Raw genomic sequence first — 24,001 nt, forward strand, 5'->3', positions numbered from 1 at the left:
CATGAGTAATGAAGTAATTTACGGTATTCATGCCGTTAAAGCGATTTTAGCGACCGATCCTTCCCGCTTTATTGAAGTGATGGTGTTAAAGGGGCGCCAGGATGAACGTCTGGTACCTGTGCTTAATGAGATTGCGATGCTGGGTGTCAGTATTCAGCAAGTCGGCCGCAAAGCGTTAGACGACAAAACCCAAGGTGCGTCGCATCAGGGGATTGTTGCCCGTGTCAAACCGGGTCGTCAGTACAACGAGAATGACTTGGAGGCGATCCTCGCCAATAGCGAGAACCCCTTGTTGCTGGTACTTGATGGTGTCACTGACCCGCACAATTTGGGGGCGTGCTTACGTACCGCGGATGCGGCGGGAGTCAGTGCGGTGATTGTTCCGAAAGACAAATCCGCTCAGCTCAATGCCACGGCGCGAAAAGTGGCCTGTGGCGCGGCTGAAGTCGTGCCTTTGGTGCGTGTTACTAACTTGGCGCGTTCTATGCGGACGCTCAAAGAGCAGGGCGTGTGGTTTGTGGGCACCGCGGGTGAGGCCGATCATGATGTCTACGACACCAAATTAGTGGGGCCGTTGGCCTTAGTGATGGGCGCAGAAGGAGATGGCATGCGCCGTTTGACCCGTGAAACCTGTGATGAGCTGATCCGGGTACCAATGGCGGGCAGCGTGTCGAGCTTGAACGTGTCTGTCGCGACGGGCGTCTGTTTGTATGAAGCGGTGCGTCAGCGTCGCTAAATACCGCCTCTCTTGTTTACCGTTGAAGAAAAACGCCCCGGCTTGGGGCGTTTTGTCATTTTGGGAAGTGAAAAACCATTACAGTAATTGCCAGACCGCGGCGCTGCCTGGCTTTTCGCCTCGGGTCCACCACTTGGCTTGGTAGCGTTGGTTGTTGTATTCAACCTCATCGCCGCCGGAATAAGCGACGTTTGCTTGCCATTCACTGCTTTGGTTGGATTGGCTATCCCCGACGCGCTCCCATGGCCCGCCTTGGTCTGGGCGCTGACCCTTGGTCCACCACTTGGCACTATACTCAACCCCTTGATACAGGACGCGATCGCCGCCCACATACACGGTGTTTTCATCCCACGTTGGCAAGCCACTGGCCGGCGTCACGGTGACCGTGAATTGTGCTTGCGTGGTTTTGTCGCCATCGCTGACCTCGACCGTGACCACATAGTCGCGATTCTCCGTCACTGTGGGTGCCGTTAGCGATACTTGATCCCCGGTGCCAGAAACGGCCAGATCGCCGGATGCACGATAGGTGTAGCTGAGTGTATCGCCATCTGGGTCGTTCGCCTCAACCGTCACGCGGGTTTGCTCACCGCTTTTCAGGCTAACTGGGGCGATAGGTGCCACGGTAGGGGCTTGGTTTTCACCCGGTACCACCACCTCGATAGTCGCATTGGCCTCGGCATTGGCTTGGCCATCCGATACCGTCACCGACAGAGAATAGTCGGTGCTGGTGCTCACATCGGGGGCGGTCACTGTGACCGAATCCGTGTCGCTATTGGTCAGCGCCAACGCCGCATCACCTTGCCAGAGATAGGTCAGGGTATCGCCATCCCGATCGCGCCCATTGGCGGCAATGGTTAACGACGTTCCGGGCGCCACCGTATAGCTTTGCTGCGCAAGCGTGACTGTAGGAGCACTATTGACGGGTGGTTGACCATCCTGTGCTAAGCCCTCGTGCATCGCATTTAGGATATCGCCATTGTCGAGCGTGTAGTTTGTTGTTTTAATAGAACTAAGTGGCCTGCATACTCTATGTTTTAAGGGTGAGGGTAAGGAGCGTGTTACGATAAAAACGCAGCGAGGGCCTTGTGACGTTGTGGTGACACGGTGACAGAAAGATTGGCGGATAAAGAGAAAATCTGTTTGCTTATACCGCTGCAATTCTGTACTATCTCGCGCCTGATTCTCGGTCTTTTACTTTTCGTTCCTTGCTTCCGCTGGACGACCGAGCCAATTGTGGAAGCTGATTAATCCGTAAGGAGCAACTCAATGCGTCATTACGAAATCGTATTCATGGTGCACCCTGATCAGAGCGAGCAAGTTGCTGGCATGATCGAGCGTTACACTGCGTCTATCAAAKATGCAGGCGGTCAGATTCACCGTCTAGAAGACTGGGGCCGTCGTCAACTGGCTTACCCAATCAACAAACTGCACAAAGCACACTATGTTCTGATGAACGTAGAAGCTGAGCAGGCTGTGATTGACGAGCTGGAAAGCATGTTCCGCTTCAACGACGCGGTGATCCGTAACATGATCATGCGTACCAAAGACGCTATCACTGAGCCATCTGTGATGATGAAGGCTAAAGAAGAGCGTACCGCTAAGCGTGAAGATCGCCCTGAGCGCGAAGAGCGTGCAGAAGCGAAACCAGAAGCAAAAGCTGAAGCGCAAGCTGAAGGCGAAAACGCAGCTGAGTAATTGCTGTGATGACCAATCGGTTGGAGCTTGCTGGTGTTATCAGTAAAGGTCCGGTCCGTCGCCAAAGCCCCGCTGGAATTCCGCACTGTCACTTTGTGCTAGAGCATCGTTCCACGCAGGTTGAAGCTGACCTACCTCGACAAGTGTTTTGTCGCTTATCAGTGGTAGCCAGCGGGCAAGTGTCAACACAACAAACGCAACATTTAGCTTTAGGCAGCCATATCAAGGTAAGCGGGTTTCTCGCCTACCAAACCAGCCGACAAGGCGAGGGAAAATTGGTATTGCACGCCGACAACATCATAGACATTTAGATCAGGAGATAAGCCCATGGCACGTTTCTTCCGTCGTCGTAAATTCTGCCGTTTCACTGCAGAAGGCGTTACAGAGATCGACTACAAAGATGTAGCGACTCTAAAAAACTACATTACCGAATCAGGTAAAATCGTACCTAGCCGTATCACTGGTACTCGTGCTAAGTATCAGCGTCAACTGGCTCGTGCTATCAAGCGCGCTCGTTACCTGGCCCTGCTGCCGTACACTGACAAGCATCAGTAATCGGAACTGTCCAAGTTAGAGAGGATTGAAGAATGCAAGTTATTCTACTTGATAAAATCGGTAACCTGGGTGGCCTAGGTGATCAGGTAACTGTTAAATCTGGTTATGCGCGTAACTTCCTTATCCCTCAGGGTAAAGCAGTTATGGCAACCAAAGCCAACATCGAACATTTTGAAGCACGTCGTGCTGAGCTAGAAGCAAAAGTTGCTGAGCAACTGGCCGCTGCTCAAGCGCGTGCAGAGAAAGTTGAAGCACTAGAAGCGGTTGAAGTCGCTTCTAAAGCGGGTGATGAAGGTAAACTGTTTGGTTCTATCGGTACCCGTGACATCGCTGATGCTGTGACTGCAGCCGGCGTTGAAATTGCGAAAAACGAAGTTCGTCTACCAGAGGGCGCACTGCGTCACACTGGCGAGTACGAAATCAGCGTACAGCTGCACTATGACGTGTTCGCAACGGTAAAAGTAAACGTTGTTGCTGCGTAATTGCGCATCAATACGTTGATAAAAGACCAGCCTTCGGGCTGGTTTTTTTTCGTCTTTTATAGCCACTGATAACGAAGACCGAGTGTGAGCACGCTATCGTGATTTTTGAGTCCTGGTGGTACATCCGTCATATAATTGTGTTTGCTGGTTATTTTTATCGAAAGCTTCTCAGTAATGGTGGAAGCCAGAGTGACGGCGCCTTCCACGCTGGTATTACTGGCACCTGATATCACTATGCTTCTCCCCTCTAAGCGAACACTGTCGACCAGTTGCCATTCTCCTTTGGCCTGTGCACGAATCACCGGCTCGCGAACCGAGTAAGGCATGATGAGATCGTCATCGTCGATTTCATCAAGGTTGGGGCGCTGGTAGCGATACCCTGGCCCCACTTCTGTGCTCAGTGAGAGTGTGTCACTTTGCCACCATTGATGACCGAGTCCTGTCGCTAGCATAAAATCATCGAAATAAGGACCGTAGCGATCTGCGACATAGGTAGCGTTGAGTAAAACATAGCTGCGTGCGCTAATACCGCGGTTTGCTTGGGTTTCTAACTCGGTTTTACGTTTATCTTCTTCTCCATCTTTTTCCACTTGTAGCACGCTCGCGCTGGCTTGATAACGTGTTTGTTCGCCATCATATTGACCATTGACTTCCCCGTTGACTGTCTGTGAATCGGCATTGCCGCTCAACTGTTGTAGGCCTAAAGACAGCTCGCTTTGCCAAGGCGACGAATCGGCTTCCGCGGCGTGGCTATATGGCATAGACAGTGTGGACATCAGAAGAAAAAGAGACGGCGTTTTCATTATGAATCACCTATTGACAATATCGCGCCTTATCCTAGGTGCATGGGCGCCATAAGCGGTCAAATTTCCGTTAAAATCGCGGCGACTTCTTCAGCGTTGGGAAAAAAATGCTGCGTGGGGCAGCGTCTTGCGAGGACAGCGGGTATAATGACCTCCAGTAGCAATAGGTGAGTTTTTATGGCAGACAATCGTAAACCCGCAAAAGATCAGCAAGTCGCTAACCTTAAAGTGCCCCCGCATTCCATCGAAGCCGAGCAGTCTGTGCTGGGTGGCTTGATGTTGGATAACGAGCGCTGGGATGCGGTTGCGGAAAAAGTGGTTGGCCATGACTTTTACAGCCGCCCGCATCGATTGATTTATGAGTCTACCAAGTCGTTGCTCGATGAAGGCAAGCCGCTGGATTTAATCACCCTGTCTGAGCATTTAGAAAAAGGCGGACATTTGGATGATGTGGGTGGGTTTGCCTATCTCGCAGAGTTGGCGAAAAACACCCCAAGTGCAGCGAATATCGTCGCTTATGCGGATATTGTCCGTGAACGGGCTATGGTGCGTAATTTGATTGGGGTGGCGAATGAAATTGCGGACGCCGGTTATGATACCCAAGGTCGCACATCAGAAGATCTGCTCGATATGGCAGAGAGTAAGGTGTTTGCCATTGCTGAGTCGCGCACCAGCGAGACAGAAGGGCCGCAACATATCGACTCGGTGCTCAGTAAAACCCTTGAACGTATCGAAGAGCTTTTTAAAACCCCACAAGATGGCGTCACGGGCGTATCGACAGGCTTTACTGATCTGAACAAGAAGACGGCAGGTTTGCAGCCTTCTGATCTGGTGATCGTGGCGGCTCGTCCTTCAATGGGTAAAACCACCTTTGCGATGAACCTGTGTGAAAACGCGGCGATGGATCAAGAAAAGCCGGTACTCATTTTCTCGCTCGAGATGCCAGCGGAACAGCTGATGATGCGTATGTTGGCCTCGCTATCACGGGTTGACCAAACCAAGATCCGTACCGGCCAGCTTGATGATGAAGACTGGGCGCGTATTTCCTCATCGATGGGGATCTTAATGCAGAAAAAGAACATGTACATCGATGATAGCTCCGGCTTGACGCCCACCGATGTACGCTCGCGAGCGCGCCGCGTTGCCCGTGAACACGGTGGGGTCAGCATGATCATGGTCGACTATCTGCAGCTGATGCGGGTGCCTGGTTTGCAAGAGAACCGAACCCTTGAGATTGCTGAGATTTCTCGCTCGCTCAAAGCGCTCGCCAAAGAGCTGAATGTGCCTGTGGTGGCGCTATCACAGCTTAACCGCTCGTTGGAGCAGCGCGCCGACAAACGCCCGGTAAACTCAGACTTGCGTGAATCAGGCGCGATTGAGCAGGATGCTGACTTGATCATGTTTATTTACCGTGACGAAGTCTATAACCCGGAAAGTGCGATGAAAGGAATTGCAGAAATCCTGATTGGTAAACAGCGTAACGGCCCGATTGGCTCGGTGCGGCTGACGTTCCAAGGCCAGTATTCGCGATTTGATAATTATGCAGGGCCGGCGTTTGATGACGAGTAATCCTTTTATCATGACCAATGCCGCCAAAGCCGTTATCGACCCGGAGGCGATGGTACACAACATCCAGGTGATGCGTCGCCAAGCGCCCAATAGCAAAGTGATGACAGTGGTGAAGTCCGATGGTTACGGACACGGGTTAGTGTCGGTTGCCACCACACTTGCGCCTTATAGCGATGCCTTTGGGGTGGCACGGATTGAAGAAGCACTGACGTTACGCCAGGCCGGTATACGCTTGCCTATTGTCTTGCTGGAAGGTTTCTATGAAGCCGACGAGCTACCGCTATTGGTTGAACACCAGCTGACCGCCACGGTGCACTGCCATGAGCAAGTTACCATGCTGACCAACGCGGCACTGAGTGAGCCTTTACCTGTGTGGTTAAAGGTCGACTCTGGGATGCATCGCTTAGGCTTTGAGCCTGAGCAAGTGCCAGACGCACTCTCTGCCTTGAAAGCGTGTGACAATGTGGCGCCGCAAATTGGCTTTCTCAGTCATTTCGGTTGCGCCGACGAGATGGATAATCCCATTACGCAAGCGCAAATAGATACCTTCACACAAGTGACGGAAGGGCTGCCTGGAGAACGCTCTCTGGCAGCGTCATCGGGGACCTTGTTTTGGCCGCAGAGTCACTTTGATTGGGTGCGTCCCGGTATTTGCCTATACGGCATTTCGTCGCGGATTGAACTGACGGGTGAACAGCTGGGCCTGAAACCGGCGATGCGCTTAACCTCAAGGGTGATGGCCGTTCGCAAGCTAAAAGCCGGTGAACCGGTAGGCTACGGCGCGCGCTGGCGTAGCGAGCGCGACACGCTGATTGGTGTAATAGCCATCGGTTATGGCGATGGCTACCCTCGACTGGCTCCCGATGGCACCCCTGTTTGGTTGAATGGCCGTGAAGTGCCACTCGCCGGGCGGGTATCGATGGATATGATCACTGTTGATCTTGGCCCAGATGCGACCGATAGCGTGGGCGACGAAGCGGTACTGTGGGGGCCTGAGCTACCAGTTGAACGGATTGCACGTCTCGTCGACACCATCGGCTATGAGCTCGTATGCCAAGTAACTGGCCGTGTGCCGCGCCAATACCTGACTATCCCCTCTGATCAACGGGCGACGGGTTAGGCGGCGTCACCCCTCTCTGAACGCATGTTGGCCAGCGAGATTAGACGTTGGCTTGTGGCGCGCCTTGCAAGGTCACTACCAAGGTACGCGTGCCGCCCTGGTCGCGATGCTCGCCTAGATAAATCCCTTGCCACGTACCGAGATTTAATTGACCTTGGCTGATGGGGACAGTGATACTTGCGCCTAATAATGACGCTTTGATGTGCGCTGGCATGTCATCGTCTCCTTCGTAGGTGTGGCGATAATAAGGCGCACGCTCAGGCACTGAGTGGTTAAAGTGCGCTTCCATATCTTGGCGCACGGTTGGGTCGGCGTTTTCATTGAGGGTTAAGCTCGCCGAGGTGTGCTTGATAAACACCTGTACCATACCCACATCAATATCGCTTAGCATAGGAAGTGCGTGAACGATTTCGTCGGTGATTAGGTGAAAGCCGCGCGGCCGGGCACGTAGACGAATCTCAGTTTGATACCACATAAGCAATCCTTGTTGTGATCTTTATCGTATGCAGTTGGCTCAAAGGCGAYCCAACTATTCTATGATTGATCGCAACCTACTCACAGCGATTGCATGTGAGAATCGAGCCATGATTATGTAATATTACACCAATGACCGCTGCGTACAGCGTGGTGGTGCTGACGTTATACAGGATCCTTGCCTGCTGTGATACCCACAGCAGCACTCACAACGCGATTTGGATGACATGATGCTAAAGACAACGAATCCCACTCAGACCGTGGCGTGGCAATCACTGACCGCCCATTTTGAAGAAGCGCAGGACTATACACTGGCTGATCTGTTTGCTGATAATCCAGAGCGATTTGCCCACTTCTCAACGCAATTCGAAGACAGCATTCTGTTGGATTATTCCAAAAACCTGATCAGTGAAGAGACGCTGACTAAGTTATTGGCACTCGCCGACGAAACCGGGGTGGCTGAAGCGATAGAGTCAATGTTTAGCGGTGAGAAAATCAACCGTACAGAAGATCGCGCGGTACTCCACACAGCACTACGGAATCGCAGCAACACGCCTATAATGGTTGACGGCGAAGATGTGATGCCTAAGGTCAATGCGGTATTGGCACAGATGCAGTCTTTCTCCGAGCGCGTGATCAGTGGCGAATGGAAAGGTTATACCGGTAAAGCGATCACCGATGTAGTGAATATTGGTATCGGGGGATCAGATTTGGGCCCTTATATGGTGACCGAGGCACTCGCCCCTTATAAGAACCATCTCAACCTGCACTTTGTCTCTAACGTCGATGGCACTCACATGGCCGAGACGTTAAAAGCCCTTAACCCGGAAACCACCTTGTTCTTGGTGGCGTCAAAAACCTTTACCACCCAAGAAACCATGACCAACGCGCACACGGCGCGTGACTGGTTAATGAACGCTGCAGGCGATGACAGCCAGGTGGCGAAGCACTTTGCTGCGCTTTCTACCAACGCAAAGGCGGTGTCTGAATTTGGTATCGATACCGCCAACATGTTCGAATTCTGGGACTGGGTTGGCGGCCGCTATTCACTGTGGTCAGCGATTGGTCTTTCTATCTGCTTGGGCGTAGGTTACGACAACTTTGTCACCTTACTCGATGGCGCGCACCAAATGGATAACCACTTCAAAACCGCACCCATGGCACAAAACATGCCGGTGTTATTGGCGTTGATTGGTATTTGGTACAACAACTTCCACGGGGCGGAATCAGAAGCGATTTTACCGTATGACCAATACATGCACCGTTTTGCCGCGTATTTCCAACAAGGCAATATGGAATCAAACGGTAAGTATGTCGACCGCAACGGTAATCCTGTTGACTACCAAACCGGCCCAATCATCTGGGGTGAACCAGGCACCAATGGTCAGCATGCTTTCTATCAGCTGATTCACCAAGGCACCAAGCTGATCCCATGTGACTTCATTGCCCCTGTGCACAGCCACAATGCGATTGGCGATCATCACGCAAAATTGATGGCGAACTTCTTCGCCCAGACGGAAGCGCTCGCGTTTGGTAAGAGCCGTGAGCAAGTTGAAGCCGAGTTAATGCAAGCGGGCAAATCCGCCGAAGACGTGGCTGCGATTGCGCCATTTAAAGTGTTTGAAGGTAACCGCCCAACCAACTCGATCTTGGTAGAGAAAATGACCCCTTATACACTCGGCGCTTTGATTGCCATGTATGAGCACAAGATCTTCACCCAGGGGGTAATTTGGAATATCTTCAGCTTTGATCAGTGGGGTGTTGAGCTGGGTAAACAGCTGGCGAGTAACATCCTGCCAGAGCTCGGTGATGCGCAACAGGTTGAGAGCCACGATAGCTCGACCAATGGATTGATCAACGCGTTTAAGCAGTGGCGCCAAGCCTAAGCTGAGCTAACCGCGATTGAGAAAGTCAAACGCCGCGATGGTTATCGCGGCGTTTTTATATTTTGTGGCCGTCAGCGACGTACGCCCGCTTAGTGATCGAAACAGATCTCAATAAAGGCAGTGCCGTGCGGGGATTTAAATGGCATGATGATCACTGGACCATCACTTTTGTGGTTGATGGTATGGCCTTTGCCGGATACGACCACAGGGGTCGCCATCTCAAATTCGAAGCCCTTTTCTGACAAAATACGCTTCGCGCCACCTGTCACCATATTGGTGATCTCACCGACCATATCCGTCACTTCTTCATCAATCGACTCGGACCGCTCTCCGAGCATACGCTGCATGATTTCAAGCGCCATATCTTCATCAAAGGTAACGGARAAGGAGCCCTTAGTCTGTGGGCCGACCATACCAATTAACCCAGAAACGTCCCCTTTGGCGATCTCTGACTTTTTCAAGTGAGGCTTCTCTGGCTGGATTTCCAGCTGTGCCATCGTCTGTAGCACATTGATCAGTGAAGTAAGAAATGGGTTGACGAATTGTGCTTCCATAAAGAATGTCCGTCCTAATCAATTCAGTATTAGTGGGCTAGGCATTGTGCGCAGGTACCATGGGTTTCAATCACGTGATGTTGAACCTTAAACCCCATTGTTTGCGCCTTTTCACGCAACGCCTCAGAAAGCTCCTCAGTGTGACACTCTTCCACGGTGCCGCATTGATCACAGATGAGCAGTTGGGAGCAGTGCCCCTGGTGGCCAAGATGACAACAAGCGATATAGCTATTGGTTGACTCCACCTTATGCACAAACCCCTGCGCTAACAGAAAGTCTAGCGCACGATAAACCGTTGGTGGTTTGGCTTGTGGCTCTGTTTCACGCAGCTCGTCTAGCAGCTCATAGGCGCTGATCGCACGTGAATAGTWGGCGATAATCTCGTAAACGCGCGTCCGCTGCGGCGTTAATCGCACGCCGCGTTGCTCGCAAAGCTGCTGTGCGCGGTGCAGTAACCCAGTGGTGTTGGTCATAGCGCCTCAAAGTGCTAACAGTCAGTCAGTTATCTTACCATAGCTGTATAACATCGCACCCCACCTATCGTCATCCTATGCGCTTTGCCACAAGTGTAAATAGGTAGTCCAATATCACTTGATCGCGATCAGTCACCCTACAGTAATGATAGAAGTAAAAATAAAAACCAATCAGTCGATTTTTGAATCGGCTAACTGTTTTGCGCTGTTATGTCAGTATGATGACAGCGTGCCACAGGCATTAAAAACATACCTTTACATCCATAATAGGAGTATGTACCGATGAAAAAACTGTTAGCCCTCGCCGCCCTGGCGTTCGCGTCTGTTTCAACGCAAGCGGCTGCCAATGAGTGTGAGTTAACTGTCACCACCGGCGATAAAATGGCCTACGACCAGTCATCGTTGTCCGTACCAGCAAGCTGCAGCGAAGTTACGCTAACGCTGGAGCATCAAGGCTCAATGCCTGTGACCTCTATGGGCCACAACTGGGTGCTGTCGGAAACGTCTAACTTGCAAGATATCGCCATGAAAGGCGCCGGTGCAGGGGCAGATAACGACTATCTACCACAAGGCGACGACCGCATCTTGGCACACACTAAGCTGATAGGCGGCGGTGAAAGCACCAGCATCACCTTCTCAACTGAAGGCTTGCAAGGTAAAGACTTAACCTATTTCTGCTCTTTCCCAGGTCACTGGACGGTAATGAAAGGCAAATTCACCATCGAATAAGTCTTGTTGCGAGAGAGCAGAGTAACTGGCTCTCTCGCCCATTTCATTTGCTCGTCATCTTGCTCGGTTAGGCTTTGCTGTAAACCGACATCCGCCAACGGATTGACGGAGCAAGAGGGTGAAAAACTCCGCTACTATAGCTACAATTTGGCCGTCAATGCGATCCCAAATCACTGGTATCGCACTTGGATGCGTCGGCAACTTTTACCCATTTATCAGCAGCATCAATCCGATATCGACCAGCGCGTCAGCTACTACAACCGTATGGCTGCACCATTTTGCTTGTCCGAGCAATACTGTGATCACCAGACGGGCCGAGTGAGACAAGACCACGGCTCGGTGTATTTTTTCGATATATTGCGGGTAATGCGCTGGTTCCCAAATGGCTTGTTTCTACATTACTTAGGCGGCGATGTGACACAACCACCATTCACGCCAGCATTTGTAAAAAGCCGACCGATTCATGGCGACAATCAAAACGCCGTCCTGCTCAAGCTCAACGCGGTGCGTCACTTCCAATTTATTAATGATCCTGTGCCGTTTGGGCAAAAACGCGATAGCGCGGTATGGCGCGGGCGCTGTTTCAATGACAAGCGCCGCCAGCTTCTTCAGCGCTTTTACACGCATCCAACCATTGATGTCGGGGATTCACGGCCCGTGGATGATACTGACCAAGCTTACCGAAAAGCCCCGCTGACACCGCAAGCGCAGCTACAGCATAAGTTTATTCTCAGTGTGGAAGGGAAAGACGTTGCCACCAATTTAAAATGGATCATGTCCTCCAACTCGCTTTGCTTGTCACCCCCAATGGAATATGAAACCTGGTTTATGGAGGGCCAATTAATCCCCGGGGTCCACTATGCCGAGGTCAACGCTGATTTCTCCAACCTAGAGGCAGTCATCGACTATTACCTCACTCATCCGCATGAAGCACAAGCGATCATCAACAATGCTCACCAATGGGTGAATCAATTCCGCGACCGACAAAAAGAGTCGGTGATCAGCTACTTAGTGGCAGAGAAATACTTTCGGCTTTCGCAGCAAGTCAGAGAAAGAACTGACGATGCTTTTGGACTGAGCGTGTATGCAAAATGAGAAAGTGATGGGGGCATAGGTTACTGACATATAGTACAGTTGAGTGCGGCTCAGCACGGTAGTGTTCAGAATTCTGTGTCACTTCGTTAGACTGTACAAAAAGGGATGACACATGACCAAACCAACATTCGATATGGATGCCGCCTTGCAAGCTTTGCGTGAAGGTAAAGACCTCACCGGCAAAGACGGCATCTTAACCCCTCTCATCAAGCAGCTCACTGAAGCAGCCATGCAAGCTGAGCTTGATGAACACCTCGCTGATGAAAAGCAGCCTAACCGTAAGAACGGCTCTACATCCAAGTCCGTTAAGAGCCCTGCTGGCAGCTTTGAACTCAGTACACCACGCGACCGGGCAGGCTCGTTCGAGCCGCAATTAGTGAAAAAACATCAAACGCATTTAACCGATGAGCTGGAGCGTAAAATCCTTGCGCTGTTTTCGCTGGGTACCAGTTACCAAGATATCCGCATGCACATCGAAGAGTTGTACGGTATTAATGTATCCAACGGTAACCTCAATGCCGTGACTGATAAGCTACTGCCTGAGCTTCAGGCTTGGCGTGAGCGGCAATTAGAAGCGGTCTATCCGATTGTCTGGCTCGATGCCATTCACTATAAAATCAAAGAGAAGGGGCGCTTTATTACTAAAGCGGTGTACACCATTCTCGGCCTCAACGTTGAGGGGAAAAAAGAGCTGCTGGGCCTTTACCTGTCAGAGTCTGAAGGTGCCCATCACTGGCTCAGCGTGCTGACCGACCTGCACAATCGTGGTGTACAAGATATCCTTATTGCGTGCGTTGATGGCCTTAAGGGCTTCCCTGAAGCGATTGAAAGTATCTATCCGAAGACGGAAGTACAGCACTGCATTATTCATCAAATTCGCCACTCAATGAAATACGTGGCCAGCAAGCACCAAAAAGCCTTCATGGCCGACTTGAAGTGCGTGTACAAGGCAGTCACATTATCCGCCGCAGAGAGCGCGCTGGATGACTTAGAAGCCAAGTGGGGTGACAAATACCCCATCGTTATTAAGTCCTGGCGCAATAAATGGTCCACGCTCTCTACTTACTTCAAATATCCGGAATACGTGCGTACCGCCATTTATACGACGAACGCCGTTGAGGCCGTGCACCGCCAGTTCCGCAAACTGACCAAAACCAAGGGCGGTTTTGCGAACGAGAACAGCTTGCTCAAGCTACTCTACGCGGGTATGTTAAAGGCGTCTGAGCGTTGGTCGCATCCGGTGCAGAACTGGAGCCTGACGCTATCGCAGCTGGCCATTCACTTCGAAGGCCGACTGGATGATTACATAGACCTATGAAACATTGGCTGACACAGAATATTGAACACCCTCTCTTTGAAAAACAAAAACCCCCGCCGAGGCGAGGGTTTGCTATCAAGCAGCACCATGTAGGCTTGTTATCGCCATCTTATGGGCTGGCTACACTCCATCAAGTGTAGTCTTAGAGCATCGCTACGGCAGAGCCGTACGTGCGGGAACAATTAAATGATATGCCTGAGTGGTACTGTAGTCAACCGAGTTTGGTTAACTTTTGTTAACTCGCGCCAACTCTACGCAATTCGCAAAGCATCAGAGATGCTCTATCAAACGGTGTAAGTTCATGCCGTGAAGCATGCAGGCATAAACTTGCCTCATATTGTCTCGGTTTAGCTTTTGCTTAAAGTACACGCGCTTACCATTGTCCATTCCTGCTCTTATATAGTCTAAACGGTCAAAGCTGACGGTGTAGACCATGTCGCCTTTTAGCCATGTCTCTTTACCCATGAAAAACTTGTCTCGAGGGAGGTAGCGATCGTGTATCCGCATGTGGCAACCCATTATCGGTTCCGGCTCTACAGTGCTCAAGCAAACAACCTGCGCAAGCTTGGGACCTCTCCTTGCTGAATTGGTGATAATGACAGGTCGGCGTTTTACCATTTCAGGTGGCACCATTCCTTTGAAATCGCACATCAAAATCTGACCGATGCTTGGGGCGTATTTTACGGGCAAAGTAACGTCCTCTTTCTGTTAGTCCTTTTTATACAGGTGCTTATTATTTTACGTAAGCTGCTTGTTATGCAACTTATGCGGAAACAATTCCGTGTACACCGTCCACAGCACGTTCAAGTTCCGGTGGTCTGTCACTTGCGCCACTTGCTCAATCGAGTAGCCTTTCTCAAACAATCGGCTGGCCCCCCTCGCGGCGTAAATCGTGATAGCGTAAATCGGTAATGCTTAGCGCATTTCGCACACGCTGAAACCCGGCAGTGACTGAACGCGGGTTGTACGGAAATATCCGATCGCTTTCTCTTGGCTGGCGCATCACAATATCAAAGCTTTCACCCAGCAAGGGGACCAACATGTGGTTGCCACTTTTCTTGCGCGGGTCTTTGCGGTTACGCACTAGCACTTGCTTGTTTTTTTCGTCTAAGTCTTCCCAGGTGATCGCGCACACTTCGCCAATGCGCATACATTTGAGCACGTAAAAATCGAGAATAGCAATAAACGGAATACGCACGTTGCCATTCGGGCGCTCGCCCTGCTCGATATCTTCCTGTCTAAATGAATTGGATAGCTGCTCAAAGATACCTTTTCGATTTCCCACGTTTCCAAGCGGTAGCGTGGCAACGATTAATGTGTGATTTTGTTCCAAGAGATAACCGAAATGACGTATCAAGCATATAAAGCGAGTCATAAATCACATATCGTAGTCCCTATTTTTTGGTGAGCAGTTATTCAGTTAAACTGAATTTTCAGTATAAGGGCATCAATTGTATGGCGATTTGCCGATTTAACGTGGATAAATTCACACACAATATCGAAAGTAATTTAGAGCTAATGGGGCTTCCTGTACCCAAAACAGTGTTTGGTAGTATGGCAACAATGTCAGGTGCGCTAGCGAGTATTGAAGCGGCTTTAATGACTAAAGCTGCTGATGTCTCGATTAGCGTAGTTGCTAGTCGAGCCGCAGGAACCACAGTCGCAGGTGTCACAGCTTCTTTTTATGCTGGGGCGATTATTGGTTCAGCACTGAGAGCGTCAACAAGTGCGACGTCATGTAGTGGTGAAGAGCTTAAAAAAGCTTTTCAAGAGCTTGGTTTACCTTTATGGGCTGCGGATGATGCTTTACGCCAACCAAACAGCCACAACTTGCTAAGGAATCAATAATCATGCGCCGATTAAAGGATCGATCGTTATTAATCCTCGTTGCATTGGCGGCAGCGTTAGGTGCTTATGCCTTTTGGAATACGTTAGGGGAGTTCGCGTTAATAATCTTCCCACTGATCGCGTTATATGCCTATATAGTCGAGCGGCCGAAGTTCAAACAATGATCTTTCGCGTGAATGAGTGCACAGTAAACATCACTGCGCTCGCCCTGGGGATCACGCCCCTTTTTCATGTAACTTATGCGGGAACGATTCCGTGTACATCGCCCACAGCACGTTTAAGTTACGGTGGTCTGCTACCTGCGACATCTCCTCAATCTTTTCAAATAGCCGGCAGATACTGTATTGCTACAGCCCAAACACTTCGTTTATTCAAGAACATATCAATGTTACCACTAATCTTTGCTGACACCTTTTAGCCGATAACGTTGGTTTCTCACTGACTGGGAGGCTTGTTTGCTCACGTTACTGCATGTGGATTCTGCTTAAATGTCTTGGACACTCTGTGTATAATCCGCGTCCGCCTGTTGCGTGTATCTACAGGTGGTGCCTTTCAGTATTTAAGGCATTCGCGGGTGTTCGTCTATATTTGTTCCTCTGCTCTGAGGCGTACTATGGGCGTACCGCCTGTCGAAAACGACTGTCGTTTAACGTAATTTGCAGAGATTCGAGACCATGACTAACCCCAGCAAAACCGCCGCCAGCCCTGATGTGACGCCAAAAACGGTGATGCAGCGTTTCTCTGTTGCCCCGATGTTAGATTGGACGGATCGTCACTGCCGTTACTTCCATCGTTTATTGTCTGGGCGCACTTTGCTGTTTACTGAAATGGTCACCACAGGTGCGATCATTCATGGTAAGGCGGATTACCTTGCTTACCACGAGCAGGAGCATCCGGTGGCGTTGCAGCTGGGGGGATCGGATCCGGCGGATTTGGCAACATGCGCTAAGCTGGCGGCCGAGCGTGGTTATGATGAAATTAACCTCAACGTTGGTTGCCCATCGGATCGGGTGCAAAACGGGCGATTTGGGGCGTGCTTAATGGCGGAGCCTGAGCTGGTGGCGCAGTGCGTGGCCGCGATGCGTGAAGTAACCGATGTGCCTATTACGGTGAAAACGCGCATTGGTATTGATGAACAAGACAGCTATGAATTTTTGACTGACTTTGTGGGTATCGTCAGTGAAAAGAGTGGCTGCGATATGTTTACCGTGCATGCACGTAAGGCGTGGTTGAAAGGTCTGAGCCCTAAAGAAAATCGGGAGATCCCGCCGCTGGATTACCCGCGTGTGTACCAGCTGAAAAAAGATTTTCCGCACCTGACGCTTGCCATCAATGGCGGGGTGAAAAGCCTTGAGGAGGCGGAGCAGCACCTTGCGCATCTTGATGGTGTGATGGTTGGCCGCCAAGCCTATCAGAGCCCGTTTATGTTGGCCGAGGTCGATCAGCGTTTATTTGGTAAGACAACCCCTCGCATTACACGTCGCCAAGCCGTCGAGGCGATGTTCCCATACATCGAGCAGCAGCTTACTCACGGGGCGCAACTCAATCATATCAGCCGCCATATGTTAGGTCTGTTCCAAAATATGCCAGGCGCGCGGCAGTGGCGCCGTTATATCAGCGAGAATGCGCACAAGCCGGGCGCGGGGATTGAGGTACTGACCACTGCAATGGGCCATATCCCTGAGCAATGGCTTGACGCCTGATCCGGTGAAAATCACCACTCGTTGGTTTCAATCTAACCGCACCTTCATTTCATCTTGAAGGCATTTCTGTAATCTATTGAATTAATGATCAATTATCGAGTGACAAATTGGCCTAAAACCTGCAAAGTCTGTCTCGCTATCAAGACAAGGAGATCGCAATGATCGAAATACTCTTTCTGATTGGCTTTGCTGTTGTATTGTTCATGACAGGCGTGAGCATCATGGGCATGGTGCTGGCCATGCTGGCAGGCTTTGCTGTGATGATGTTGGCCGGGATGATAGGGACCCTGCTTAAGCTACTACCATGGCTTTTGGTGATCGCTTTGGTCGTTTGGCTGGTTAAACGCCAGCGTCGCGGCCGCAAAGGTGAGCCTGAAGTGATTATCAATGAAAAGCGCTGGGCACGATTCCGTCGCCGCTAAGCGCACAAAATTTGCGCGTTGACACAGCAAACGCATGCTGTTGCGGTTTTTTCTCTTCACCTCGGCACAAAGCTTGCTATTATTCTAAGCAATCGGCGACAAGGCATGGCTTTGCCGCCTCCGCGTGACGACCTTTTTTAATCGACAATGTGGAGAGTTTCATGAAAACCACTTCAATGACGCTTGCCGCCGCAGCGTTTACCGCGCTACTGGCCATGCCGTCTCAAGCAGCCACCCTTGCCGGGGGAAAAGTCGGCGCCGATGCCTGGTTTATGGATGCTGATGTCGACAATGTRGAAGCCGATGATGCGAGCACGGCTGGCTCTTACTATGCGGCAATTGAGCACCCACTTCCGCTGATCCCCAATGCAAAAATTCGTCAAACCTCGGTGAGTGTTGATGGAACAGATACGGGAAAAGTCGATTTTGACCAAATCGATTTTGTTGCCTATTACGAGTTTCTCGATAACGATCTCGTATCGGTGGATGCCGGCGTTAATTTACAGCGTTTCCAATCTGGTAAATTCAACGGGGAGAGCTTCGACGAATGGCAGCCAAACCTGTATGCCGATGCACGTGTAGGTCTAGTCGGCACGCCTTTATTTGTATTTGCCACCGTGAGCAAAGGCGAGTTTGATGGTACCAGCACCTTGGATGCCGAAGCGGGCTTGCAATATCAGTTAGGTTTAGTGGCCGCTGATTTGAACGTACGAGGCGGGTATCGGATGATTGATCACGATTTCGATTATTTTGACAATAACAAAGGTGAGCTTGATCTGACTGGCTTCTTTGTTGGTGCAGAGCTCGACTTTTAGTCGGTTGAACGTCAAGGCAACGAGTAAAAACCGCGCATAGGCGCGGTTTTTTTATACCTGAAGATTCCGCCTATTCGCTTCTGTCGCCCATGTCTCACTGCGACTTTCGCCTAATACCCAGCGATAAAAAACTCTGCCACGCTTTTTGAGTAATAACGGCAAGGAGAGAGCAGTACGTGCTCCGCCATCAACTCAAACATGGAATAAGGAAAGAGTATGATTTACGCAAAACCAGGAACAGATGGGTCAGTGGTGAGTTTTAAGTCGCGTTATCAAAACTTTATTGGAGGTGATTGGGTGCCGCCGGTGAAAGGCCAGTATTTTGCCAATACGTCACCGTGCACTGGCGAAACCCTTGCTGAAGTGCCGCGCTCAAGTAGCGATGATGTCGATCTGGCACTGGATGCGGCTCATGGCGCCAAAGACGCATGGGGCAAAACCTCTGTCACTGATCGCGCCAATATTCTGTTAAAAATTGCTGATCGGATTGAAGCGAACCTCGAAATGCTCGCGGTGGCGGAAACCTGGGAAAACGGTAAAGCGGTGCGTGAAACTCTGGCGGCCGATATTCCGCTTTGCGCCGACCACTTCCGCTACTTTGCCGGCTGTATTCGTGCTCAAGAGGGCACCGCGGCGGAGCTGGATGCGGGCACAGTGGCGTATCATATTTACGAGCCATTGGGAGTGGTAGGACAAATCATTCCGTGGAATTTTCCTTTGCTGATGGCGTCATGGAAACTGGCACCGGCCTTGGCGGCAGGCAACTGCGTGGTACTCAAGCCGGCGGAGCAAACGCCGACGACCATTTTGCTATTGATGGAGTTGATTGGCGATCTGCTGCCAGCTGGTGTGGTGAACGTGGTCAATGGTTATGGCGCCGAAGCCGGACAAGCACTTGCCACATCGCCCCGGATTGCCAAACTGGCGTTCACAGGCTCTACGCCAGTGGGTCATCACATTCTACGTTGCGCGGCGGAAAACCTGATTCCTTCAACCGTGGAGCTGGGGGGCAAATCGCCCAACATCTATTTTGAAGACGTGATGCAGCAAGAGGAAGCCTATATCAATAAAGCGGTAGAAGGCCTGTTGCTTGGTTTCTTCAACCAAGGCGAAGTGTGCACCTGTCCGTCGCGCGCGCTGATCCAGGAAAGTATCTACGACGACTTTATCGCACGCGTGATTGAGCGCGCTGGCACGATAAAACAAGGTAACCCCCTTGATACCGAGACCCAGGTCGGGGCGCAAGCATCGGACGAACAGTTCGATAAGATCATGAGTTATTTGAAGGTCGGGCAAGAAGAAGGCGCGAAGGTCTTAATTGGCGGTAGCCACCAGGATTTGGGTGGTGGCTATTATGTGCAGCCGACCTTGCTGGCAGGCCATAATGATATGCGGGTTTTCCAAGAAGAGATCTTTGGGCCCGTAATTGGAGTAACCACCTTTAAAGACGAGGCGGAAGCGTTGGCGATTGCCAACCACACTGAGTACGGATTGGGCGCAGGGCTTTGGACACGTGATATGAACCGCGCTTATCGTGTAGGACGTGCGATTGAAGCAGGGCGGGTCTGGACCAACTGCTATCACCTTTATCCGGCCCATGCTGCCTTTGGTGGCTACAAAAAATCCGGTATTGGACGAGAGACACATAAAATGATGCTGGGTCACTATCAACAAACGAAGAACTTACTCGTTAGCTACGACATTGATCCATTGGGCTTCTTTTAATAGAGAATCCCTCAAAGCAGGGGCGGTGATAACATCGCCTCTGCGCATCAAGCTTCCCGCATGGCAGCTTTGCTTATCTGAGACTAAACTCAATAAGTGATCCAATTGAGTGGGCAAAGCATCATGACAGCCGAACAGCTCCGTGCTTTATACCGTCAACAGCTTTTGATTGAAGCGGTCGTTGAGCCTTCGTTAGATAGCGAAGGGTGGGTGGTTGAGTGTCGACACACCAGTGGCGGTTTAATGGCGCTTACCAATGCTGAAGGGATTGAACAATGCTTTACCGATATTGACCAAGCGACCTTGAACGCGCTTGAGATTGGTTTTCAGCAAGTACGTATTGCTGACTAACATTATTTTCCCGCTCAATGACACGCGATTACGTACCTACCTTACAAAACGTTATAAAACATTCGTATCTATTCTTTATTGTTATTAATTGGTGAGGGTACGCTAGCATTCACGCAATGTTAGCAAGGAATGTCGTCACCATGTTACTCAAGGATCTCTCCGGGTTAACCAGCCCGCTTAATGATCAGCAAATAGGCCAGTTGCAACAAGCCGTGGCGGAGTTGTCACCGCAGCAACTGGCCTGGATTAGTGGTTATTTTTGGGGGTTAAGCCAAACACCTGCTGGTGAAGCGGCGGCACCCAATGCTATGCCACAAGACAGTTCTGCCCCTAACCAGACTCTGACCATTTTGTATGCGTCACAAACCGGCAACGCTAAAGGCGTCGCGGAGGCGCTGCATCAGGAAGCGGAAGCGGCTGGGATCCCAGCCAAATTGGTGGCGGCAGATAACTACAAAGGTAAGCAACTGGGCAAAGAAACCCACCTTGTCATTGTCGCCTCTACCAATGGAGAAGGCGAGCCACCGGATAACGCCATTGAGCTGCATGAATTTTTGCAATCCAAGAAAGCGCCTAAGCTTGACCATCTTCACTACGCCGTTTTGAGCTTAGGAGACTCGAGTTACGAGTACTTTTGCCAAACAGGTAAAGATTTTGACGCCTTTTTACAAAAACTCGGCGCTAAGCCCATGGTCGCCCGTCTTGATTGCGATGTGGATTATGAAGCCACTGCCAGTGCTTGGCGAGAGCAAACCTTAGCCGAGGTGAAGCAGCAGTTTCAGGCCAGTGGCGATGCGCAGGTGGTGCCTCTCCATCAAGCTACCGCGCAGGCAAAATACACCAAACAATCCCCGTACACGGCCGAGCTACTCACCTGCCAGCRCATTACCGGACGAGGCTCAGATAAAGCGGTTTACCACATTGAATTTGATCTGGATGAGTCCGGCATTCAATACCAACCGGGCGATGCCTTGGGGGTGTGGTATCAAAACGATCCTCTATTAGCCGATGCCATTTTAGCCCAAGTAGGACTGAGTGGTGACGAGTCGGTAGCGGTGGATGGCAGTGCCGTTTCGTTGCGCGAGGCGCTGATCACTGACTATGAAATCACCGCTTCTAACCCGCAGCAGATCACTGCGCTGGCGGCGTTGTCGGAAAGCGACACACTCACCGCATTGACGGAAGACAAAGCCGCATTGCGCGACTTCGCGAATCGCACTCAGCTGATCGATGTGCTGGCACTGGCGGACGTCAACCTGAATGTCGAGCAGTTTCAATCGATATTGCGCCGACTGACTCCGCGTTTGTACTCGATCGCCTCTAGCCAAGCGGAAGTGGAGGACGAAGTGCACCTTACCGTCGGGCTGGTGGATTATCAGCATGAGAGCGGAGAATCACGCCAAGGCGGCGCCTCGAGCTTTCTTGCCCACCGCGCTGAAGCGGCYGAGACGGTTAAGGTGTTTGTTGAGCACAACGATAACTTCAAACTGCCAACCAGTGATGACACCCCCATCATTATGATTGGTCCAGGTACCGGTATCGCGCCGTTCCGCGCCTTCTTGCAAGAGCGAGAGCAACGCGAGGCGAAAGGCGATAACTGGTTGTTCTTTGGCGATCGCACCTTCACTGACGATTTTCTCTATCAGGTTGAATGGCAGCAATACCTTAAATCTGGCCTGCTGACGCGGATGGATGTGGCCTTTAGCCGCGATCAGGCTGAGAAAGTGTATGTCCAGCACCGGTTGCTCGCGCGTGCTGAGACAGTGTGGCAATGGCTATCAAATGGCGCTTACATCTATGTGTGTGGTGATGCCAACCAAATGGCGAAAGATGTCCATGAAGCCTTAATTGAGATTGCCCAGACACAGGATCAACAAAGCCGTGAGCAAGCGGAAACCTTTATTAATGAATTGCGCAAAGATAAGCGCTATCAAAGGGATGTGTACTAATGAGTGAACAGAAATTTGCGGGCGATACACTGGGCCCACTGGCCGATAATGAGCGTTTAAAAGAGCAAAGTGATTACTTGCGTGGCACCATTGATCAAGACTTACAGGATCCGATCACGGGGGGGTTTACCGATGATAACTTCCAGCTGATCCGTTTTCACGGCATGTATCAGCAAGACGATCGCGATATTCGCGCTGAGCGGCAAAAGCAAAAACTGGAGCCGCTGCATAATGTGATGTTGCGAGCGCGGATGCCGGGCGGGATTATTACGCCCCAGCAATGGTTAGCGATTGACAAGTTTGCCCGTGAAAGCTCGCTCTATGGCAGTATTCGCCTGACTACCCGACAAACCTTTCAGTTTCATGGTGTCCTTAAGCCGAACATCAAGCTTATGCACCAGACCTTGAATGAATATGGCATTGACTCGATTGCCACCGCCGGGGATGTCAATCGCAACGTGTTGTGCACCTCTAACCCGGTGGAGTCAGAGCTTCATCAGCAAGCCTATGATTGGGCAAAGCGCATCAGCGAGCACTTGCTGCCTAAAACCCGCGCTTACGCAGAGATTTGGCTTGATGGTGAAAAAGTAGAAGGTAGCCAAGACAAAGAGCCGATTTTGGGCGAGCGCTATCTGCCGCGCAAGTTCAAGACTACGGTGGTGATCCCGCCACAAAACGATGTGGATGTGCACGCCAACGATCTTAACTTTGTCGCGATTGCGGAAAACGGACAACTGATTGGCTTTAACGTCCTCGTCGGTGGCGGGCTGGCGATGACCCATGGTGACACCAACACCTACCCGCGTCGTGCTGATGACTTTGGCTTTATTCCGCTAGAGCATACGTTGCAGATTGCTGAGGCCGTGGTCACCACCCAGCGTGATTGGGGGAACCGTTCGAACCGCAAGAATGCGAAAACCAAGTACACCCTTGATCGCGTGGGCGCGGATGTGTTCAAAGCGGAAGTGGAAAAGCGTGCAGGGGTGAGCTTTGCACCAAGCCGGCCTTATACCTTTACCGGACGCGGCGATCGCTTAGGCTGGACCAAAGGCATTGACGGTAAATACCACCTTGCCCTGTTTATCGAAAATGGCCGTTTGCGTGATACGCCAGAAAAGCCGCTCAAAACCGGCATGGCAGAGATCGCTAAGATCCACCAAGGCGATTTCCGCATGACCGCTAACCAAAACCTGATCATTGCCGGGATCCCTGAAGCGCAAAAAGACGAGATTGAGGCGTTAGCGCGTCGTTATCGGTTAATTGATGATGCGCACAGTGTACAGCGCACGAATTCGATGGCGTGTGTTTCCTTCCCAACCTGTCCACTTGCCATGGCAGAAGCGGAGCGCTTTCTTCCCGATTTTGTCACCGAAGTGGAAGCGATTCAGAAAAAACACCAAGTAGAAAACGATCCGATTGTTTTACGGGTGACCGGCTGTCCCAATGGTTGCGGCCGCGCGATGCTGGCAGAAGTGGGTTTGGTCGGCAAAGCGCCAGGGCGCTATAACCTGCATTTAGGCGGAAATTGGGAAGGTACCCGGATACCGAAAATGTATAAAGAGAACATCACCGATCGTCAGATCCTTGACGAGTTGGATCAGTTGATTGGTCGCTGGGCAACGGAGCGTGAAGTGGGTGAGCACTTTGGTGATTTCTTGATCCGCCGCGAGGTGATTGCCCCCGTGCATGTCTCTAAGAG

25 protein-coding genes and 1 pseudogene are annotated in these 24,001 nt (G+C 51.1%); 19 read left to right on the forward strand and 7 right to left on the reverse strand.

All coding sequences use genetic code 11. From position 1 onward, the window contains the following. Position 1: 1 nt before the first annotated feature. Positions 2-736 (forward strand): 23S rRNA (guanosine(2251)-2'-O)-methyltransferase RlmB, encoded by a 735-nt coding sequence (gene rlmB / locus BZG14_RS03430; protein WP_077607989.1) that lies wholly within the window; start codon positions 2-4, stop codon positions 734-736. A 78-nt stretch (positions 737-814) separates the two neighbouring features. Here rlmB and BZG14_RS03435 read toward each other — a convergent pair whose 3' ends face one another. Beyond that, complete coding sequence (locus BZG14_RS03435) at positions 815-1,693, reverse strand: carbohydrate-binding protein (RefSeq protein WP_077607990.1); 879 nt, start codon at positions 1,691-1,693, stop codon at positions 815-817. 309 nt (positions 1,694-2,002) lie between these two features. Here BZG14_RS03435 and rpsF point away from each other — a divergent pair, with 309 nt between their 5' ends. The 4 genes from rpsF to rplI are packed head-to-tail and all read left to right on the forward strand — an operon-like array spanning position 2,003 to position 3,468. Beyond that, positions 2,003-2,431, forward strand: coding sequence for a 30S ribosomal protein S6 (gene rpsF / locus BZG14_RS03440; RefSeq protein ID WP_077607991.1), 429 nt, complete (start codon positions 2,003-2,005; stop codon positions 2,429-2,431). Positions 2,432-2,439: 8 nt separating this feature from the next. Further along, positions 2,440-2,742, forward strand: a complete 303-nt coding sequence (priB, locus tag BZG14_RS03445; protein ID WP_069361596.1) for a primosomal replication protein N — start codon at positions 2,440-2,442, stop codon at positions 2,740-2,742. Positions 2,743-2,758: 16 nt separating this feature from the next. Beyond that, positions 2,759-2,986, forward strand: coding sequence for a 30S ribosomal protein S18 (rpsR, locus tag BZG14_RS03450; RefSeq protein WP_021023493.1), 228 nt, complete (start codon positions 2,759-2,761; stop codon positions 2,984-2,986). A gap of 32 nt (positions 2,987-3,018) precedes the next feature. Next, entirely contained in the window at positions 3,019-3,468 is a 450-nt protein-coding gene (rplI, locus tag BZG14_RS03455; protein ID WP_077486456.1) for a 50S ribosomal protein L9, read from the forward strand. A gap of 56 nt (positions 3,469-3,524) precedes the next feature. Here the strand turns inward: rplI and BZG14_RS03460 are convergent, their stop codons facing one another. Further along, complete coding sequence (locus BZG14_RS03460; RefSeq protein ID WP_077607992.1) at positions 3,525-4,271, reverse strand: DUF481 domain-containing protein; 747 nt, start codon at positions 4,269-4,271, stop codon at positions 3,525-3,527. Between the two features lie 177 nt (positions 4,272-4,448). On the opposite strand from BZG14_RS03460, the gene BZG14_RS03465 reads away from it, so the two are divergent. Both BZG14_RS03465 and alr read left to right on the forward strand, forming a co-directional pair. Beyond that, positions 4,449-5,840: a replicative DNA helicase gene (locus tag BZG14_RS03465; RefSeq protein WP_046074366.1), complete on the forward strand. Its 1,392-nt coding sequence runs from the start codon at positions 4,449-4,451 to the stop codon at positions 5,838-5,840. Then, positions 5,830-6,960 carry an alanine racemase gene (gene alr, locus BZG14_RS03470; protein ID WP_235614284.1) on the forward strand — a complete coding sequence of 377 codons (1,131 nt, stop codon included), beginning with the start codon at positions 5,830-5,832 and terminating at the stop codon, positions 6,958-6,960. Before BZG14_RS03465 ends, alr begins: the two co-directional genes overlap by 11 nt. A gap of 40 nt (positions 6,961-7,000) precedes the next feature. Here the strand turns inward: alr and BZG14_RS03475 are convergent, their stop codons facing one another. Next, complete coding sequence (locus tag BZG14_RS03475; RefSeq protein WP_077457592.1) at positions 7,001-7,435, reverse strand: secondary thiamine-phosphate synthase enzyme YjbQ; 435 nt, start codon at positions 7,433-7,435, stop codon at positions 7,001-7,003. A 229-nt stretch (positions 7,436-7,664) separates the two neighbouring features. Between BZG14_RS03475 and pgi the strand changes: the two genes are divergently transcribed. Beyond that, positions 7,665-9,320, forward strand: a complete 1,656-nt coding sequence (gene pgi / locus BZG14_RS03480; RefSeq protein WP_077486457.1) for a glucose-6-phosphate isomerase — start codon at positions 7,665-7,667, stop codon at positions 9,318-9,320. Positions 9,321-9,409: 89 nt separating this feature from the next. Here pgi and BZG14_RS03485 read toward each other — a convergent pair whose 3' ends face one another. Next, on the reverse strand, positions 9,410-9,874 hold the full coding sequence (locus tag BZG14_RS03485) for a chemotaxis protein CheX (RefSeq protein WP_046074362.1): 465 nt from the start codon (positions 9,872-9,874) through the stop codon (positions 9,410-9,412). Positions 9,875-9,903: 29 nt separating this feature from the next. Continuing rightward, a complete protein-coding gene (zur, locus tag BZG14_RS03490) occupies positions 9,904-10,347 on the reverse strand; it encodes a zinc uptake transcriptional repressor Zur (protein ID WP_077607993.1) in 444 nt (147 codons plus the stop codon). A 282-nt stretch (positions 10,348-10,629) separates the two neighbouring features. On the opposite strand from zur, the gene azu reads away from it, so the two are divergent. From azu to BZG14_RS03505, 3 genes are all read left to right on the forward strand, one after another. Beyond that, positions 10,630-11,076: an azurin gene (gene azu / locus BZG14_RS03495; RefSeq protein ID WP_077457588.1), complete on the forward strand. Its 447-nt coding sequence runs from the start codon at positions 10,630-10,632 to the stop codon at positions 11,074-11,076. 102 nt (positions 11,077-11,178) lie between these two features. Continuing rightward, positions 11,179-12,171, forward strand: coding sequence for a glycosyl transferase family 90 (locus BZG14_RS03500; protein WP_077607994.1), 993 nt, complete (start codon positions 11,179-11,181; stop codon positions 12,169-12,171). A gap of 112 nt (positions 12,172-12,283) precedes the next feature. After that, complete coding sequence (locus BZG14_RS03505; RefSeq protein WP_077486460.1) at positions 12,284-13,489, forward strand: IS256 family transposase; 1,206 nt, start codon at positions 12,284-12,286, stop codon at positions 13,487-13,489. Positions 13,490-13,759: 270 nt separating this feature from the next. Here the strand turns inward: BZG14_RS03505 and BZG14_RS03510 are convergent, their stop codons facing one another. Continuing rightward, positions 13,760-14,140: a type II toxin-antitoxin system PemK/MazF family toxin gene (locus BZG14_RS03510; protein ID WP_274532382.1), complete on the reverse strand. Its 381-nt coding sequence runs from the start codon at positions 14,138-14,140 to the stop codon at positions 13,760-13,762. An 87-nt stretch (positions 14,141-14,227) separates the two neighbouring features. Beyond that, positions 14,228-14,714 (reverse strand): annotated as a pseudogene (locus BZG14_RS03515) (tyrosine-type recombinase/integrase); the annotation flags it as partial. Positions 14,715-14,965: 251 nt separating this feature from the next. On the opposite strand from BZG14_RS03515, the gene BZG14_RS03520 reads away from it, so the two are divergent. The 8 genes from BZG14_RS03520 to cysI form a co-directional block, all read left to right on the forward strand. Continuing rightward, entirely contained in the window at positions 14,966-15,337 is a 372-nt protein-coding gene (locus BZG14_RS03520) for a hypothetical protein (protein WP_131825165.1), read from the forward strand. 674 nt (positions 15,338-16,011) lie between these two features. Next, a complete protein-coding gene (dusA, locus tag BZG14_RS03530; protein WP_077607995.1) occupies positions 16,012-17,040 on the forward strand; it encodes a tRNA dihydrouridine(20/20a) synthase DusA in 1,029 nt (342 codons plus the stop codon). Between the two features lie 158 nt (positions 17,041-17,198). Then, entirely contained in the window at positions 17,199-17,462 is a 264-nt protein-coding gene (gene pspG, locus BZG14_RS03535) for an envelope stress response protein PspG (RefSeq protein ID WP_069361642.1), read from the forward strand. 161 nt (positions 17,463-17,623) lie between these two features. Further along, positions 17,624-18,277, forward strand: coding sequence for a TIGR04219 family outer membrane beta-barrel protein (locus BZG14_RS03540; RefSeq protein WP_077486463.1), 654 nt, complete (start codon positions 17,624-17,626; stop codon positions 18,275-18,277). A 216-nt stretch (positions 18,278-18,493) separates the two neighbouring features. Continuing rightward, positions 18,494-20,002, forward strand: coding sequence for an acetaldehyde dehydrogenase ExaC (gene exaC / locus BZG14_RS03545; RefSeq protein WP_077607996.1), 1,509 nt, complete (start codon positions 18,494-18,496; stop codon positions 20,000-20,002). 123 nt (positions 20,003-20,125) lie between these two features. After that, the gene (locus BZG14_RS03550; RefSeq protein WP_069361645.1) at positions 20,126-20,353 is read left to right on the forward strand and encodes a thymidylate kinase; all 228 of its coding nucleotides are present in this window, start codon (positions 20,126-20,128) and stop codon (positions 20,351-20,353) included. 140 nt (positions 20,354-20,493) lie between these two features. Then, complete coding sequence (locus BZG14_RS03555; RefSeq protein WP_077607997.1) at positions 20,494-22,302, forward strand: assimilatory sulfite reductase (NADPH) flavoprotein subunit; 1,809 nt, start codon at positions 20,494-20,496, stop codon at positions 22,300-22,302. Further along, positions 22,302-24,001, forward strand: a 1,700-nt coding sequence (gene cysI / locus BZG14_RS03560; protein WP_077607998.1) for an assimilatory sulfite reductase (NADPH) hemoprotein subunit, incomplete at its 3' end; no start/stop codon positions are given. The genes BZG14_RS03555 and cysI, both read left to right, overlap by 1 nt.

This window comes from Salinivibrio sp. IB282, assembly GCF_001995685.1.
GTDB lineage: Bacteria > Pseudomonadota > Gammaproteobacteria > Enterobacterales > Vibrionaceae > Salinivibrio > Salinivibrio kushneri.

Coding starts and splice junctions, on each gene's coding strand:
- rlmB (WP_077607989.1), top strand. CDS start 2: ATGAGTAATGAAGTAATTTACGGTATTCATGCCGTTAAAGCGATTTTA.
- BZG14_RS03435 (WP_077607990.1), bottom strand. CDS start 1,693: ATGCACGAGGGCTTAGCACAGGATGGTCAACCACCCGTCAATAGTGCT.
- priB (WP_069361596.1), top strand. CDS start 2,440: ATGACCAATCGGTTGGAGCTTGCTGGTGTTATCAGTAAAGGTCCGGTC.
- rpsR (WP_021023493.1), top strand. CDS start 2,759: ATGGCACGTTTCTTCCGTCGTCGTAAATTCTGCCGTTTCACTGCAGAA.
- rplI (WP_077486456.1), top strand. CDS start 3,019: ATGCAAGTTATTCTACTTGATAAAATCGGTAACCTGGGTGGCCTAGGT.
- BZG14_RS03460 (WP_077607992.1), bottom strand. CDS start 4,271: ATGAAAACGCCGTCTCTTTTTCTTCTGATGTCCACACTGTCTATGCCA.
- BZG14_RS03465 (WP_046074366.1), top strand. CDS start 4,449: ATGGCAGACAATCGTAAACCCGCAAAAGATCAGCAAGTCGCTAACCTT.
- alr (WP_235614284.1), top strand. CDS start 5,830: ATGACGAGTAATCCTTTTATCATGACCAATGCCGCCAAAGCCGTTATC.
- BZG14_RS03475 (WP_077457592.1), bottom strand. CDS start 7,435: ATGTGGTATCAAACTGAGATTCGTCTACGTGCCCGGCCGCGCGGCTTT.
- pgi (WP_077486457.1), top strand. CDS start 7,665: ATGCTAAAGACAACGAATCCCACTCAGACCGTGGCGTGGCAATCACTG.
- azu (WP_077457588.1), top strand. CDS start 10,630: ATGAAAAAACTGTTAGCCCTCGCCGCCCTGGCGTTCGCGTCTGTTTCA.
- BZG14_RS03505 (WP_077486460.1), top strand. CDS start 12,284: ATGACCAAACCAACATTCGATATGGATGCCGCCTTGCAAGCTTTGCGT.
- BZG14_RS03510 (WP_274532382.1), bottom strand. CDS start 14,140: ATGTGCGATTTCAAAGGAATGGTGCCACCTGAAATGGTAAAACGCCGA.
- dusA (WP_077607995.1), top strand. CDS start 16,012: ATGACTAACCCCAGCAAAACCGCCGCCAGCCCTGATGTGACGCCAAAA.
- pspG (WP_069361642.1), top strand. CDS start 17,199: ATGATCGAAATACTCTTTCTGATTGGCTTTGCTGTTGTATTGTTCATG.
- exaC (WP_077607996.1), top strand. CDS start 18,494: ATGATTTACGCAAAACCAGGAACAGATGGGTCAGTGGTGAGTTTTAAG.
- BZG14_RS03550 (WP_069361645.1), top strand. CDS start 20,126: ATGACAGCCGAACAGCTCCGTGCTTTATACCGTCAACAGCTTTTGATT.